The following is a 13,417-nucleotide window of genomic DNA, read 5'->3' as shown; positions in this document are numbered from 1 at the left end:
CATGAGGTGGTTGTCCTGCTTGCTCCAGCGTCCGCTTGTTGAGGCCTCTCTGCCGCAGGAGTAGTCATATACTAGGCTGCGTGGAGAGCAAGAAAAAAGGCCGTCCTGCTGAGCGAAGTCGAAGCATCTCGCGTGCTGCCGTAGGAGTAGTAACCTAACGACCGCACGCGAGATGCTTCGACTTCGCTCAGCATGACGTTCAACAAGCATTTAGGACTGCTTTTCCGATTACTGTCCACAGGCTCTTAGGGCACGCGAGATATTTCGGCTGCGCTCAGCAGTGCTATTTGTGTGTATTTCTACAGGATCAACAGGCTTACTGGTAAACCAGTTGGCCGCGTCGTGCCGGCACCGCTGCGGGCTACTCCACCTTTGTCTTGGCCACAGGCGCGTCACCACCAATCCAGACGCTTTTCTGGTTGACGAACTCCCGGATGCCGAGGTAAGACAGCTCCCGGCCGTAGCCCGACTTCTTAATGCCGCCAAACGGCATTTCGGGCGACGACTTCACCATCGAATTCACGAACACAGCTCCGGCCGCAATACGGCGGGCCAGGGCTTCGCCGCGCGCAAGGTCCCGCGTCCAGATGGCAGCGCCCAGGCCGAAGCGCGAGTCGTTGGCCAGGCGCACGGCCTCGTCGTCGTCGCGGGCTTCCAGAACAATGGCCACGGGACCGAACAACTCTTCGTGGTACGCGGGCTGGTTGGGCTTCACCCCCGAAATAATCATGGGCCGAAACAGGGCCGTACCCGGCTTCGACTGCCCGCCGTGCAACTCTATTTTCGCGCCGGCCTTCACCGAGTCCTCTACCTGCTTGGTCAGCTCGTCGGCCAGGTCGGGGCGGGCCAGCGGGCCGTACTGGGTGGCTGCGTCGAGCGGGTCGCCGGTGCGCAGGGCCAGCAGGTGGGTTTTGAGCTGGCTGATAAACGGCTTTACGATGGACTTGTGAACAATGAAGCGCTTGGCCGCAATGCAGCTTTGCCCCGCGTTGACCATGCGGGCCTGGGCCGCCGTTTTGGCTGCCAGCTCCAGGTCCGCATCCGCCAGCACCACAAATGGGTCGGAGCCGCCCAGCTCCAACACGGTTTTCTTGATGTTGGCTCCCGCCGTGGCGGCTACTTTGGAGCCCGCCAGCTCGCTGCCGGTGAGGGTGGCGGCCATTACCCGGTCGTCCTGCAGCAGCTTTTCTACCAGGTCGGAGCCAATGAGCAGGGTTCGGAATGTGGCGGGTGGGAATCCGGCGTCGTGAAAGATGCTTTCCAGCGCCAGCGCGCACTGGGGCACGTTGGAGGCGTGCTTGAGCAAGGCCACATTACCAGCCATCAGGGCCGGGGCGGCAAACCGGATAACCTGCCAGAACGGGAAGTTCCAGGGCATAATGGCCAGCACCACGCCCAGGGGCTCGTAGGCAATAAAGCTGCGCCGGGCCACCGTGCTGACTTCCTCATCCCGCAAAAACTCGGCGGCGTGGTCGGCATAATAGTCGCAGGTGAGGGCGCACTTCTCGATTTCAGCCCGTCCATCAGCTACGGGCTTGCCCATTTCCAGGGCCATAAGGCGGGCCAGCTCGTCCTGCCGCTCGCGCAGCAGGGCGGCGGCGCGGTGCATCAGACTGCTGCGCTCCGCGAAAGTGGTTCGGGGCCAGGAGGTTGCCGCCCGGGACGCCTGCGCCAGAATTCGCTCGGTTTTGGCCCAGGAGAAAGCCCGAAAGCGCCGCAGTACCCGGCCGGTATAAGGATTGATTGATTCGATGGCCATAGAAAAGCAAAAGGAGGGGGGAAGAGGGATAAACAACGGGCAGTGCCTACTGTTACGCACAACAAGGTTTTCGATCTACGGAAGCAAGGGGCAATTTCACGCTCACCGGGTGGTTGCCGTAGCTTCTGCTCGCCCGACCAAGAAAGCGGGTTGCCATGAAATAAGGTTTATAGTGTACTTTCGTCCCATCCTTGGCGCGTAGACAGCGTGCTGTCGGCCTTTCCATAGTTGTTCTCTGTGTCTCACACCACTCCTGAATCACCGACATCCACCTCCGAAGAGTTGCTCGTGCAGCGGCTGCGCGACCGGGATGAGTCAGCCATGACGTTGTTTTACGACAAGTATGCAACGGCATTATATGGCGTCATCCTACGTATCGTGAAGCGGGAGGAAATTGCCGAAGACGTGCTGCAGGAAAGCCTGGTCAAAATCTGGAACTCTTTTCAGTCGTATGACGCTGATAAAGGCCGGCTTTTTACCTGGGTACTAAATGTTTCGCGCAATTTAGCAATCGACAAAATCCGGTCTCGACAGTACCGCGTAGGTAGTCGCACGCAGCCACTAGAGGAAAGTGCCGCGCTGCGCCAGGCCGCGACACCCACGTTCCGCCCTGAGCACATTGGTCTGCAGGAAATGACGAACAAGCTCAACCCTGAGCAGAAGCAAATCATTGACCTGCTTTATTTTGGCGGATTTACACAAAGCGAAGTGGCTGAAGAACTCAACCTGCCGCTGGGTACGGTGAAAACCCGGGCCCGGGCGGCCATCAAAGTACTTGCAAAATTGATTCGATAGCCGTGAACACGCAGGAATATATCGAATCCGGTATTCTGGAAGAATACGCCTTAGGCGTACTCGATGAGGCACAGTGCGCCGCAGTAGAACGCTACGCTGCCGAACATCCAGAAGTTCGGCAGGAGCTAACCTTTATTCAACAAGGGCTGGAGGCGTATGCCGAAGCGCACACCCAAACGCCACCCGCCGGGATGCGCGAACGGGTGCTGTCGGGCTGGCAGGCGGCTATCCGGGAAACTCCCGCAGCTGCGCCAGTACTGGCAGCTGCCGCGCCGGAAGCCGTAGTACGGTCCATTGCGTCGGCTGCAGCGCCCGAAGAAGCAGCAGAATCCCGATTCAATTGGATGATGGCGGCTTCGGTAGCCCTTCTGGTGCTAAGCGCCGCCGCCAACCTGATATTGTACAACCGCTGGCAGCAAAGTGAAACGCAGCTGGTTGCTATACAAGCCGATCAGTCGCGGGTGGCTACCACGATGCAGGCCGTAGAAAAGCGGCTTGACACCCGCACGCAGGAGCTGGCCGTGCTACGCAACGAGCAGTTCAGCGCCCTCGAGCTGGCCGGTACTCCGGCTGCGCCCGAAGCTAAAGCTCGTATATTTTACAACAAGGCCACGAAGGCCGTGTATGTGGATGTGCGCAACCTGCCCACCCTGCCCGAAGGCAAGCAGTATCAGCTCTGGGCCTTGGACAAAGGCAAGCCCGTGGATGCCGGCATGCTGGCCACCACCACTACCGCCGGCGACAGTCTGCAGCAAATGAAGGACATTGCCAGCGCCGAGGCCTTCGCCATGACGATAGAGCCCGCCGGGGGCAGTGAAAATCCTACTCTGTCGACGATGACTGTATTAGGAAAATTCTAAGCGGCGACTGTACCCTGGTTGCAAGAAAATAGAAGAAGCCGGTTTTTGCCGGTGCCTTGCTGCTACCACTACAAATATGAACAAGAGGTAACTCAAACTCTGTTCTGGTTGTATTGGTAGCAGCAACTCTTTTTACCTCTCCCGTGCACGGCTCCATCTTCAATCTGCTGAAGCGTTTCGTTCAAACTCGCTACGACTATAGTACCTGGCTCAAGCTGACCGAGCTTTCCGGCCTGCGCAGTGCCGACTTCGACATGGGCGAGGTGTAGCCCGACGACGACATGTACGCGCTAATAGGGCAGGCAGCCGCCATGACGGGTAGTGCGGCCGGGCAATTACAGGAGGCATTCGGCGAGTTTCTGGTACCCGACCTGATGCTGGTGTACAAGCGCTATGTGCGCCCCGAATGGGGCACGCTGGAAATGATAGAGCACACTGAGGAAGCCATGCACGGTGCCGTACGGCGCGATGCCCTCGGCACGCGTCCACCCGTGCTGCACGTCACGCGGCTGTCAGCCACGGAGTTGGAGGTGCGCTACGAGTCGGAGCGCCGCATGGGGGCCTTGGCGGTAGGTATTATTCGGGGCCTGGCCGTTTATTTTGACCAAGCCGGAGAAATTGAAGTGGAGCCGCTAACCAGCGAGAACGAGGAAAAAGTCGTTATCCGGGTGCGGCAGTGCTCCATCTAGAGTGGTTCGCAAGTTGCTATACGGGGTGCTGTAGAGACGCGACCCTTCACGTCTCCGCGTTGCACGACACTCGTTGCCCGGCGCGAACAGGAGACGCGAAGGGTCGCGTCTCTACAATTCGTACACCAACCTGAAAGCTGCTCTAGAAGTCGATGCGAAAGAGTTTCTGACCAGTATTTCCTGTCTTTGTTTGTTGTACCGTTTCGGGCCGGCTCTGGTCCGATTTACCTTTGTGCCACCATGGAAAAAGCAACGTATTACAATCCCGCCGACCTGGCCAAGTTTGGCAACATCACGGAATGGCAGCCCGAAATGGGCCGTAAGTTCTTCGATTACTACGGCGAAGTGTTCAAGGACGGCGCCCTGACCGAGCGCGAAAAGTCCCTGATTGCTTTGGCCGTGGCACACGCCGTGCAGTGCCCGTATTGCATTGACGCCTACACCACTGATTCGCTCCAAAAAGGTGCCGACGAAGCCCAGATGATGGAAGCGGTGCATGTAGCCGCCGCCATCAAGGGTGGGGCAGCGCTGGTACACAGTGTGCAGATGATGAACAAAGCCAAAGAATTATCTATGTAAATCGGTGCTTTTGTGAGGGCGTGGTTCGGTGCTTTTGCTTGCCACCGGGCAGTAACTTACCAGCTGCACTGAACCACGCCTCCACCAAGCTACTCACTGACTCCGCGTATGAAATCCCTGCACGCTCAGCACCACCCGTTGGCCGATACCGGCTACCAGCTTACCGTGCTTACCCAGGCCGAAGTGGAAGGCGCGCACCAGCCGCTATTTGCCACGCGTCTGCGCGAAGCAGGGCTGTTGCCTTTGCGGCCCACGGGCATTACGGTGATGCAGGTGAACGTGGGTAAGATGTGCAACCAGACCTGCCGGCACTGCCACGTCGATGCCGGCCCCGACCGCACCGAGATTATGACCCGCGCCACCATGCAGCAGTGCCTGGATGCGTTGCGGCAAACACCTATTGAGGTGGTAGATCTGACGGGTGGCGCCCCGGAGATGAACCCGGATTTCCGCTGGTTTGTCGAGCAGATTTCGGCCTTGGGCCGCGAAGTAATCGTGCGCTGCAATCTGACCATTATCGTGGCCAACCCCAAGTATTACGACCTGCCCGAATTTTTTGCCCGGCACCGGGTGCGGGTAGTGTCGTCGCTGCCGCACTTCTCGGCCGTGCGCACCGATGCCCAGCGGGGCGAAGGCGTATTTGGCCGCTCTATCAAGGCGCTGCGCATGCTGAATGAGGCGGGCTACGGCGTAGAGGGTACGGGCTTGTCGCTGGACTTGGTGTATAATCCTTCGGGAGCCTTTTTGCCGGGCAATCAGGCGGCGCTGGAGCGGGAGTTCAAGCAGCGACTGGTGCGGGAGCACGGCGTGGTGTTCAACAGCCTGCTGACCATTACCAACCTGCCCATCAGCCGCTTCCTGGAATATCTGCTCGACAGCGGCAATTACGAATCCTATCTGGATAAGCTCGTGCAGGCCTACAACCCGGTGGCGGCGGCTAATGTAATGTGCCGCAGCACACTTTCCATCGGCTGGGACGGGCAGCTCTACGACTGCGACTTCAACCAGCAGCTGGATCTGCTGGTAGACGGCCGGGCCCCGCAACACATCCGCGACTTCGACCTGGCGGCGCTCAACGAGCGGTCCATTGTCGTCAATCAGCACTGCTACGGCTGCACGGCGGGCGCGGGCTCCAGCTGCGGCGGTGCTACCACCTGAGCACTCGGATAATTCTGATAACGCATGAAACGATTCGCTAGTGGTATATTGTGGCTGTTCACGCTGTCGGCCTGCGGCCAGGATGCTCCGGCGGGGCAAAGCCCGGCCTACGACCAGCTGCTGCGCACCCTGTACCGCGAAACGGTGCCTACCGTTCAGCCGGCCACGCTGGCGCAGGAGCTGCGCAAAAGCCCCAGTACTATTCTGCTGCTCGACACCCGCACGCCGGCTGAGTACGGCGTGAGTCACTTGCGCGGAGCCCGCTTTGTCGACTTCGACCAGTATGAGCAGGCCACGTTTGCCGACGTGCCACGCGACCGGAAAGTGGTAGTATACTGTTCGGTAGGCTACCGCAGTGAGCGGGTGGGCGAGCGGCTGCAGGCGCTGGGGTTCAAGAACGTCCGGAACCTGTATGGCGGCATTTTTCAGTGGGTAAACGAAGGCCGGACGGTGTACAACCACCACGGCAAAACCCAGAACGTACATCCGTATTCCGCTTTGTGGAGCCCGTGGCTGACGCGGGGAAACAAAGTGTATCAGTAACCGGAGCTGCTTACGTGCCAGCTCGTATCCACTAGTAGCGCTTGGATCAGCACCTGCTTATTTTCGCCCGGCACCCGGAGCTTGGCCGCGTGAAGACCCGGCTGGCTCAGACCATCGGCGACCCGGCTGCCCTGGCGGTGTACGTCGAGCTGCTGGCCCACACGCACGCGGCTACCGCTGCCCTGCCCGTGCACAAAGCGGTGTGGCTGGCTGAAGCACAGCCCGAGGCCAACCCGGAATTCTGGCCCGGCTACGCGCAGCACCTGCAAAATGGCTCCGACCTGGGAGCCAGGATGCAGGCGGCCTTCGCGCACAGCTTCGCCCATGGAGCCACTGCCGCCGTCATCATCGGCACCGACTGTCCCGATTTAGCCGCCGACCATCTAACCCAAGCATTCGAAACACTCCAGACGCACGACGTGGTAGTGGGTCCGGCGGCCGATGGCGGCTACTATCTGCTCGGGATGCAGAAGTTGCACGCCGCGTTTTTCCAGGATAAGATTTGGAGCACGGCTTCCGTGCTGGCTGAGCTGCTGGCCGACGCCCGGCGGCTGAATCTGCGGGTGCACCAGCTGCCCCGGCTGCGGGACATCGACACGGCGGCCGACCTGGCGGCCTGGCGGGCCGGGCACTAAAGCGGAATGGCGGAAACATGGCCGACGTTTGCCCATATTGTAGCGCTTGTTCACTCCACCCCGACTCATGCCCGTGCTTCCTTTCAGAAAACCCGTCCTTTTGCCGCTGTTAGCCGGGGCGTTACTTATGCTGCCAGACTGCTCTTCCCAAGATGAGCCGAAGCGGGGCGCAGCGAAGGCCGGCCAGTCGTTTTCGAATGCCCTGAGTGGCTTGCAACCCCATTTCAATCCACAATGGGCCATGGATAAGCTTTGGGAAGATGGTTTGGCGGAGGTAGCGACCTATGAGGCTGAGCGGGTTATCTATGCGAAGAAGCGCCGCTTCGACTACACCCAGATAACGGTAAAGGAGGAATTCAACCAGGAGTTCAACGTAAAAACCGACAGCTACCAGCGCCCCGATATGTTTCCGGTGATGAAGGTCAACCAGTTTTGCCGCATTCCCACCGACCAGTATCCCTATCATTTTCTGACGTCGCTGTTTTTCCGCCGCGACCAGCCCGTAGCCCTGCACAAGCTCACCACTTCCTCGCAGGAGTGGTGCGGCGCTACCTTTAAAGCCCTTGCCGACGATGGCGAACAGTATAGCCAAACCTATAACTCGTACTGGGATGGGCAGGGAGCCGGGCAGCGGCAGCTGCGCCGTGATGCCCTGTTTGAGGATGCGCTACCCTATACGCTGCGGGCTCTGCGCTTCGAAGCCAAGCCGACCTTTGCTGCTACCATTTTCGAGCTGCAGCAAACCAGCAAAGCGGCGGTGCCCGCGAGCTACCAGGCTCAGGTGCGGGTGGCGGAAGCAACAGCCTCAGAAACTGCGCAACCGGCTTGGCGCGTGAGTGTGACCTTGGACAAGCAGAAGAAAAATACCTACTGGTTTGCCCGTAAGTACCCCAACGTGTTGCTCCGACAAACGACCTGGGACGGCCGTACGCTGCAGCTTAAAACGGTGCGGCGCTATGCCTACTGGACGCACTAAGAGGCTATCCAGATAAAGCATGACCGTTCTTATTTAGCCTGTGTGGATAGGCTTTAAGGCTGCGTTGGTAGAGCCAGCCTAGCCGTTGGCCGGCGTAGCTCCCACAGCAGCACAGCTGCTACAAGGCCGTATTCCAGGCCCGTCAGCCACAGGTTTTCCGTGTACGCTGCAGTTTGATACGTAGCGTACGACAACGGAATCAGGGCCGACCAGACCAGCACGTAGCGGTAGCGGGTGAAAACGCTCAGCGCCACCAGCGTCGTCAGATACCAGGGGTGCACGGTGGTAGCGAAGGCGAAATAGCCCGTGAGCGTGAACAGCAGGGCCCGGGGCAGCGTGGCCAGGGTCGGGCGATTTTCCACTGCCGCCACTGCCAGGGCATACACAGCCGTAGCGGCGGCCAGCGCCGTGCCCAGCCGCGCAATCTGGTTGTAGCCCGTGAGCCAGTAGCCCCCGGCCCGCAGCAGGTAATACAGGCTGGCGTTGAACTCGAAGGTGTGGAAATACAGCTCCAGGCTAGCGCCCAGGTTGTGAAGCAGAGCGGCGGAAAGAAACGGCGCGAAAAGCGCTGCCAGCACCAGTGCCAGCACAGCGCCGTAGTGCAAAAACCGCCGCCAGCCCAGCCGCCGAATAAGCAGCGGCAGCAGCAGCAATGGCAGGAACTTGGTAGCTACGGCTCCGGCCAGGGCTCCGGCCGAAAGCGCCCGGTAGTGGTGCGCTAACCCCCAAAAAGCCGCCAGGATTCCGCAAATAACCACGGCCTCGAAATGTAGATTGCCCGTCAGCTCAATGATAACCAGCGGATTGAGGATATACCACAGCGCCCGTTGGGCGGGCAGGCCAAAACGCCGCAGCAACGCCAGAAGTAGTGCGGCCGTGGCCGCTTCGGCGGCCAGCAGCAATAAGCGCAGTACCAGCACAAATCCTCTTTCACTGCCGGAAGCCAGCGCGCTGGCTACACCGAACAGCGCTTGGCAAACCGGCGGATACACCGAATAATAGTGTGGCGAATTCAGTCGCGCATACAGCTGTCCGGTGGCGGCGGCTGATAAGGAGCCAAGGGGTACCGTGTCTGCATTTGCTCGGGGCTGGGCCGCTACCAATTCATCGGGGCGGTGCAGGTACGGATTGTGGCCCGCGGCTACCAGCGTGCCGTCCCAGCGAAACCGAAAGTAGTCGTCGGATAGCGCCGGTAGCGCCGGGAGCCACAGCAAGCGGCCTGCCAGAGCCAGGGCCAGGCCATAGCGTAGCGGCAGTGGCCGCCACAGCAGCCAGAAATAGCCGCCGAAAGCCAGGGAGTACAGACAAATGAGTGCCCCAAAGTGCTGGCGGGGCGTGGCATAGGCCAGCAGCCCATATGCCCCAAGACTAACGAGGATGGCCGTGAGCTGGGCGGCGGAAGGCCGGGGTTTCATGGCGCGGCGCGGCGGTGCCGGAGAGAATAATAGAACACGAAGCCGAAGCCAAGCGTGAGCAGGCCATGAAATGGCAGCAGCCCGTAGTTGCCAAAATACACGCCGGTGCCCAGGCCAAACAGGAAGTAAAGCGCCAGCAATCCTTCCACGATAGTGAAACCCGTGAGGCCACCGGTGCGGTAGCGGCGAATACCTGCCCCGTTGCGCTGGCCCCGAAGCACCCCGGTTTTGGGGGTCCGGATGAAAGCGGAGGGCTTCCGGGCCAGTCCTGCCAGCACCGCACGGGTATTATGCAGCGACAGACCCATCGAAACGGCCAGAAACAGCACAAACCGGGGCAGGAAGTGTACTACGGGTGTCGTGGGGTGGTCGAGCCGCCAGGCGGTGTAGAAGTAGTACGTCAGCGGCAGAAAGCCCAGAATGCAGACGGAAGCTAACCGGAAAACAGGCTTGAATTCAGGAATGTACTCCCGGATAAAGACCAGCGGCACACTCAGCACCGCCATTAGCAAGATGGCTACAAACACGGTGCTGTTGAGCAAATGAAATACCGCGTGCAGCTTGGTGCTGAACTTCTGCTCGGAGCGCACCACCTTGCCCAAATGCTTGCGGGCTGTTTCGGCCGCGCCCTTGGTCCAGCGGTACTGCTGCGACTTCAGGGCGTCCAGGGCGGCGGGCAGCTCGGCGGGAGCCTGCACGAAGGGTAAGTAGGTGAACTGCCAGCCCCGGAGCTGGGCCCGGTAGCTCAGGTCGAGGTCCTCGGTAAGGGTGTCGGCCTGCCAGCCCCCGGCATCCTCGATGCACTGCTGCCGCCACACGCCTCCGGTACCATTGAAGTTGATAAAATGCCCACCCAGACTACGGCCTACCTGCTCGATGAGAAAGTGGGCGTTCAGCCCGAAGGCCTGCAGCTCGGTGAGCAGCGAGTAGTCTTCGTTCAGGTGAGTCCAGCGGGTTTGGACCACTCCGGTTTTCGGGGATGTGAAATGGGGAATGGTGCGCCGCAGGAAATCAGGCTCGGGTACGAAGTCGGCGTCGAAGATGGCCACGAACTCACCATCGGTTTCCTGCAGGCCGTGGGCCAGGGCGCCGGCCTTATAGCCCTCACGGGTAGGGCGGCGCACATGGTCGATGCGCAGACCCAGGCGGCGAAAGTGCGCTACTTGGGCGGCGGCCAGCGCCACGGTTTCGTCGGTCGAGTCGTCGAGCACCTGGATATGCAGCCTGTTGGCCGGGTAGTCGAGGCGGGCGGCGGCCGCAATGATGCGCTCCACCACATACATTTCGTTGTAGATGGGGAGCTGCACCGTCACGCGGGGCCAGTGGAGCGGGGCGGCGGGCGGCGGGGCCGTTGGGCGCTGGTAGGCGCGCCGGGCCAGGCGGGTGAGGTGCAGCTGCGTGAGGCTGAAACCCAGAATAAAAACGAGGCACAGGCCATAGAGAACCAGAAGCAGGATTTCCAGCTCTCTCATGCGAAATACGAAGGCAAGGTACTAGTCAAAGCGAAGCGCGTAGCGTGGGCTACAAATACTTGAAAATCGTCCACAAAATCTTGTAGCCGGCACCTAGTGTGCCCTTTACTGTGCCCGATACTTTCGAGACGCCGATGCGGCGGCGGTAGCGGACGGGCACTTCCTGGGTTCGGAGGTGGTGCTTGGCGGCCTTAAGCTGCATTTCCACGGTCCAGCCATACGTTTTATCCTCCATCCGCAGTTTTTTCAGCGCCTCCGCCCGAATGGCTCGAAACGGACCCAAGTCGGTGTAGCGCACGCCATAGAGGCGGTTCAGTAGGTTGGTGGCCAGCCAGTTGCCAAAGATTTGCTGAGGCATCATCGAGCCGCTTTCCCGCTCGCCCAGTGCCCGGGAGCCAATCACCATATCGGCCTCATCGCGCAGCAAGGGTGCTACTACGGCCCGCATTTCGGCCGGGTAATCGGAATAGTCGCCGTCGAGAAACACGATGATGGCGGGTTGCTCGGCCAGCGGCCGGTCGAAGCTGTAGGTCATGCCGCAGAGGCAGGCGTAGCCATAGCCGGGCCGGTTTTCGCGCAGCACCGTGGCCCCGGCGGCCCGGGCCACCTCTGCGGTTTTGTCGCCGGAGTTGTTGTCGACCACGATGACTTCCGCCACCAGCCCCACCGGAATTTCGGCCAGAACGTGCGCAATGGACTGTTCTTCGTTGTAGGCCGGGATGATGACGTGAATGAGCGGCGCGGAGGAATCGGGCATGAAGCAGGTAGGAAGCACGGCAGCGCCGCGACAACCCGAAAAGGGAAAAGCCGCTACAGCAGCAGAGTACTAAACTGAGTGCAAAGATGCACCATCGGCGCGGTTATCCGTTTAAGAAGCCGCCGCTGTTCTACCTTTCGGCCGGCCGAATTGTTTACTGGCTGTTTTCATCTTCCTCTTACTCCTACGTTCATGCTTCAAGTTGGCGACCAAGCTCCCGATTTTACTCTCAAAACTACCTCCGGCGACACCTTTCGCCTCGCCGACCAGCGGGGGCAGCGCAGTATCGTGCTCTATTTCTATCCCAAAGACGACACGCCCGGGTGCACGGCCGAAGCCTGCTCGTTCCGCGACCAGTACGAGGATTTTCAGGATCTGGGCGCGGAAGTCGTGGGCGTCAGCTCCGACTCGGAGTCGTCGCATCAGAAGTTCACGCAGAAGCATCGGCTGCCGTTTCCCCTGCTGGCCGACATTGGCGGGCGGGTGCGCAAGCTCTACGAGGTACCCCGGGCGCTGTTAGGAATACTACCCGGCCGCGTCACGTTCGTGATTGACAAAAACGGCGTCATTCAGTACATTTTCAACTCGCTGGGCGGCGCTACCGACCACGTGAGCAACGCCAAAAAAGTATTGCAGGGATTGGCTGAGTAGCTACGAGCGTGTTTGGCGTTCTGACGCATGCGTCAGAACGCCAAACACGCTTTTACAGCCGTATTCCTGGTTTGCGCGTCGTGTCTCTACGCTGTGTAAAAGTTTTTTAGCTGTTCGCGCAGCAAGCCTAACCGGATAAGTCGTTATGAGAATTCTGCTGCTGCTTACGCTGTTCGTTTCGGCTCCGGTCTTGGCGCAAACCACCCGCAACGCCACGCTCGACGGGTACGAGTACCCGTTTCCGGTGCAGTATCTGCCGCTGAAGCAGGAAGGGCAGGTCGTGCGCATGGCCTACATGGATGTACCGGCCACGGCACCCGGCAACGGCCGCACGGCGGTGCTGCTGCATGGCAAAAACTTCTTTGGGGCGTACTGGCGCGAAACTATCAAGGTGCTGGCGGCGGCGGGCTTCCGCGTGGTGGTTCCCGATCAGGTGGGGTTTGGTAAATCCGACAAGCCGGATCTGCACTATTCTTTTCACCAGCTGGCCCGCCACACCAAGCACCTGCTCGACACGTTGGGCGTGCGCAAGGCCATCATCGTGGGGCATAGCATGGGCGGTATGCTGGCCACACGCTTTGCGCTGCTCTACCCCGAAGCCACCGAAAAGTTAGTCCTCGAAAATCCGATTGGCCTGGAAGACTACCGGATGGGCGTACCCTTCCAGACCATCGACCAGGCGGAGGCCACCGAGCGCAAAAGCACTGAGGAAAGCATCCGGAAATACCACGCCACCTATTATCCCAACGGCTACCCCCTGGCCCATGATGAGTGGCTGCTACCACTGGCCGCCCAAGCCAAAAGCCCCGACTTTGCTACCGTAGCCCGCGCCAATGCCCTGACTTTCGACATGATTTACCAGCAGCCCGTGCGCTACGAGTTCAGTCGGCTGCAGGTGCCCACGCTGCTCATTATCGGGCAGGCCGACCGCACGGTGGTCGGCAAAGGGTTGATTAAAGATCCTAAAATAGTAGCTACGATGGGCCAGTATCCGGAGCTGGGCCGCCGCACCGCCGCCCAGATTAAAGGTGCCAAGCTGGTGTCGTTGGAGAAGGTCGGTCATATTCCGCACCTGGAAGCACCGGCGCAGTTCTATAAAGCCTTGCTGGCGTTTCTAAGGTAAAAGTT

15 protein-coding genes are annotated in these 13,417 nt (G+C 60.0%); 11 read left to right on the top strand and 4 right to left on the bottom strand.

Annotated features, from left to right (window positions below):
• Positions 1-361: 361 nt before the first annotated feature.
• Positions 362-1,759, bottom strand: coding sequence for an NAD-dependent succinate-semialdehyde dehydrogenase (locus E5J99_RS00890; RefSeq protein ID WP_135495831.1), 1,398 nt, complete (start codon positions 1,757-1,759; stop codon positions 362-364).
• 237 nt (positions 1,760-1,996) lie between these two features.
• Here E5J99_RS00890 and E5J99_RS00885 point away from each other — a divergent pair, with 237 nt between their 5' ends.
• The 9 genes from E5J99_RS00885 to E5J99_RS00850 all read left to right on the top strand — a co-directional run bounded on the left by E5J99_RS00885 (position 1,997) and on the right by E5J99_RS00850 (position 7,994).
• Complete coding sequence (locus tag E5J99_RS00885) at positions 1,997-2,554, top strand: RNA polymerase sigma factor (protein WP_317128807.1); 558 nt, start codon at positions 1,997-1,999, stop codon at positions 2,552-2,554.
• Between the two features lie 2 nt (positions 2,555-2,556).
• A complete protein-coding gene (locus E5J99_RS00880; protein ID WP_135495830.1) occupies positions 2,557-3,414 on the top strand; it encodes an anti-sigma factor in 858 nt (285 codons plus the stop codon).
• A gap of 143 nt (positions 3,415-3,557) precedes the next feature.
• On the top strand, positions 3,558-3,683 hold the full coding sequence (locus E5J99_RS21970; protein ID WP_262712955.1) for a hypothetical protein: 126 nt from the start codon (positions 3,558-3,560) through the stop codon (positions 3,681-3,683).
• Positions 3,684-3,695: 12 nt separating this feature from the next.
• The gene (locus E5J99_RS00875; RefSeq protein WP_135495829.1) at positions 3,696-4,103 is read left to right on the top strand and encodes a heme NO-binding domain-containing protein; all 408 of its coding nucleotides are present in this window, start codon (positions 3,696-3,698) and stop codon (positions 4,101-4,103) included.
• Positions 4,104-4,343: 240 nt separating this feature from the next.
• A complete protein-coding gene (locus E5J99_RS00870; protein ID WP_135495828.1) occupies positions 4,344-4,682 on the top strand; it encodes an arsenosugar biosynthesis-associated peroxidase-like protein in 339 nt (112 codons plus the stop codon).
• A 108-nt stretch (positions 4,683-4,790) separates the two neighbouring features.
• Positions 4,791-5,840 carry an arsenosugar biosynthesis radical SAM (seleno)protein ArsS gene (gene arsS / locus E5J99_RS00865; protein ID WP_135495827.1) on the top strand — a complete coding sequence of 350 codons (1,050 nt, stop codon included), beginning with the start codon at positions 4,791-4,793 and terminating at the stop codon, positions 5,838-5,840.
• Between the two features lie 24 nt (positions 5,841-5,864).
• The gene (locus tag E5J99_RS00860; protein WP_135495826.1) at positions 5,865-6,383 is read left to right on the top strand and encodes a rhodanese-like domain-containing protein; all 519 of its coding nucleotides are present in this window, start codon (positions 5,865-5,867) and stop codon (positions 6,381-6,383) included.
• Positions 6,384-6,424: 41 nt separating this feature from the next.
• Entirely contained in the window at positions 6,425-7,018 is a 594-nt protein-coding gene (locus tag E5J99_RS00855; protein WP_135495825.1) for a TIGR04282 family arsenosugar biosynthesis glycosyltransferase, read from the top strand.
• Positions 7,019-7,145: 127 nt separating this feature from the next.
• Positions 7,146-7,994, top strand: a complete 849-nt coding sequence (locus E5J99_RS00850; RefSeq protein WP_135495824.1) for a hypothetical protein — start codon at positions 7,146-7,148, stop codon at positions 7,992-7,994.
• Positions 7,995-8,047: 53 nt separating this feature from the next.
• Here the strand turns inward: E5J99_RS00850 and E5J99_RS00845 are convergent, their stop codons facing one another.
• From E5J99_RS00845 to E5J99_RS00835, 3 genes are read right to left on the bottom strand one after another with little or no spacing between them, the layout of a single operon-like run.
• Complete coding sequence (locus E5J99_RS00845; RefSeq protein WP_135495823.1) at positions 8,048-9,409, bottom strand: hypothetical protein; 1,362 nt, start codon at positions 9,407-9,409, stop codon at positions 8,048-8,050.
• Positions 9,406-10,881: a cellulose synthase family protein gene (locus E5J99_RS00840; RefSeq protein WP_135495822.1), complete on the bottom strand. Its 1,476-nt coding sequence runs from the start codon at positions 10,879-10,881 to the stop codon at positions 9,406-9,408. The genes E5J99_RS00845 and E5J99_RS00840 overlap by 4 nt, the downstream gene beginning before the upstream one ends.
• Before the next feature lie 49 nt (positions 10,882-10,930).
• A complete protein-coding gene (locus E5J99_RS00835; RefSeq protein ID WP_135495821.1) occupies positions 10,931-11,638 on the bottom strand; it encodes a glycosyltransferase family 2 protein in 708 nt (235 codons plus the stop codon).
• A 192-nt stretch (positions 11,639-11,830) separates the two neighbouring features.
• Between E5J99_RS00835 and E5J99_RS00830 the strand changes: the two genes are divergently transcribed.
• Both E5J99_RS00830 and E5J99_RS00825 read left to right on the top strand, forming a co-directional pair.
• Positions 11,831-12,289: a peroxiredoxin gene (locus E5J99_RS00830; RefSeq protein WP_135495820.1), complete on the top strand. Its 459-nt coding sequence runs from the start codon at positions 11,831-11,833 to the stop codon at positions 12,287-12,289.
• 145 nt (positions 12,290-12,434) lie between these two features.
• Positions 12,435-13,412 carry an alpha/beta fold hydrolase gene (locus E5J99_RS00825; RefSeq protein ID WP_135495819.1) on the top strand — a complete coding sequence of 326 codons (978 nt, stop codon included), beginning with the start codon at positions 12,435-12,437 and terminating at the stop codon, positions 13,410-13,412.
• The last annotated feature ends 5 nt before the right edge of the window (positions 13,413-13,417 follow it).

It is taken from the genome of Hymenobacter elongatus (genome assembly GCF_004745955.1).
Classification (GTDB): domain Bacteria; phylum Bacteroidota; class Bacteroidia; order Cytophagales; family Hymenobacteraceae; genus Hymenobacter; species Hymenobacter elongatus.
This window is presented reverse-complemented; position numbering and strand designations above follow the sequence as displayed.

Excerpts from the sequence above, each read along its gene's own strand:
- E5J99_RS00830 (WP_135495820.1), top strand. The coding sequence starts at position 11,831 with ATGCTTCAAGTTGGCGACCAAGCTCCCGATTTTACTCTCAAAACTACC.
- E5J99_RS00870 (WP_135495828.1), top strand. The coding sequence starts at position 4,344 with ATGGAAAAAGCAACGTATTACAATCCCGCCGACCTGGCCAAGTTTGGC.
- arsS (WP_135495827.1), top strand. The coding sequence starts at position 4,791 with ATGAAATCCCTGCACGCTCAGCACCACCCGTTGGCCGATACCGGCTAC.
- E5J99_RS00840 (WP_135495822.1), bottom strand. The coding sequence starts at position 10,881 with ATGAGAGAGCTGGAAATCCTGCTTCTGGTTCTCTATGGCCTGTGCCTC.
- E5J99_RS00825 (WP_135495819.1), top strand. The coding sequence starts at position 12,435 with ATGAGAATTCTGCTGCTGCTTACGCTGTTCGTTTCGGCTCCGGTCTTG.
- E5J99_RS00845 (WP_135495823.1), bottom strand. The coding sequence starts at position 9,409 with ATGAAACCCCGGCCTTCCGCCGCCCAGCTCACGGCCATCCTCGTTAGT.
- E5J99_RS00875 (WP_135495829.1), top strand. The coding sequence starts at position 3,696 with ATGTACGCGCTAATAGGGCAGGCAGCCGCCATGACGGGTAGTGCGGCC.
- E5J99_RS00835 (WP_135495821.1), bottom strand. The coding sequence starts at position 11,638 with ATGCCCGATTCCTCCGCGCCGCTCATTCACGTCATCATCCCGGCCTAC.
- E5J99_RS00890 (WP_135495831.1), bottom strand. The coding sequence starts at position 1,759 with ATGGCCATCGAATCAATCAATCCTTATACCGGCCGGGTACTGCGGCGC.
- E5J99_RS00850 (WP_135495824.1), top strand. The coding sequence starts at position 7,146 with ATGCTGCCAGACTGCTCTTCCCAAGATGAGCCGAAGCGGGGCGCAGCG.
- E5J99_RS00860 (WP_135495826.1), top strand. The coding sequence starts at position 5,865 with ATGAAACGATTCGCTAGTGGTATATTGTGGCTGTTCACGCTGTCGGCC.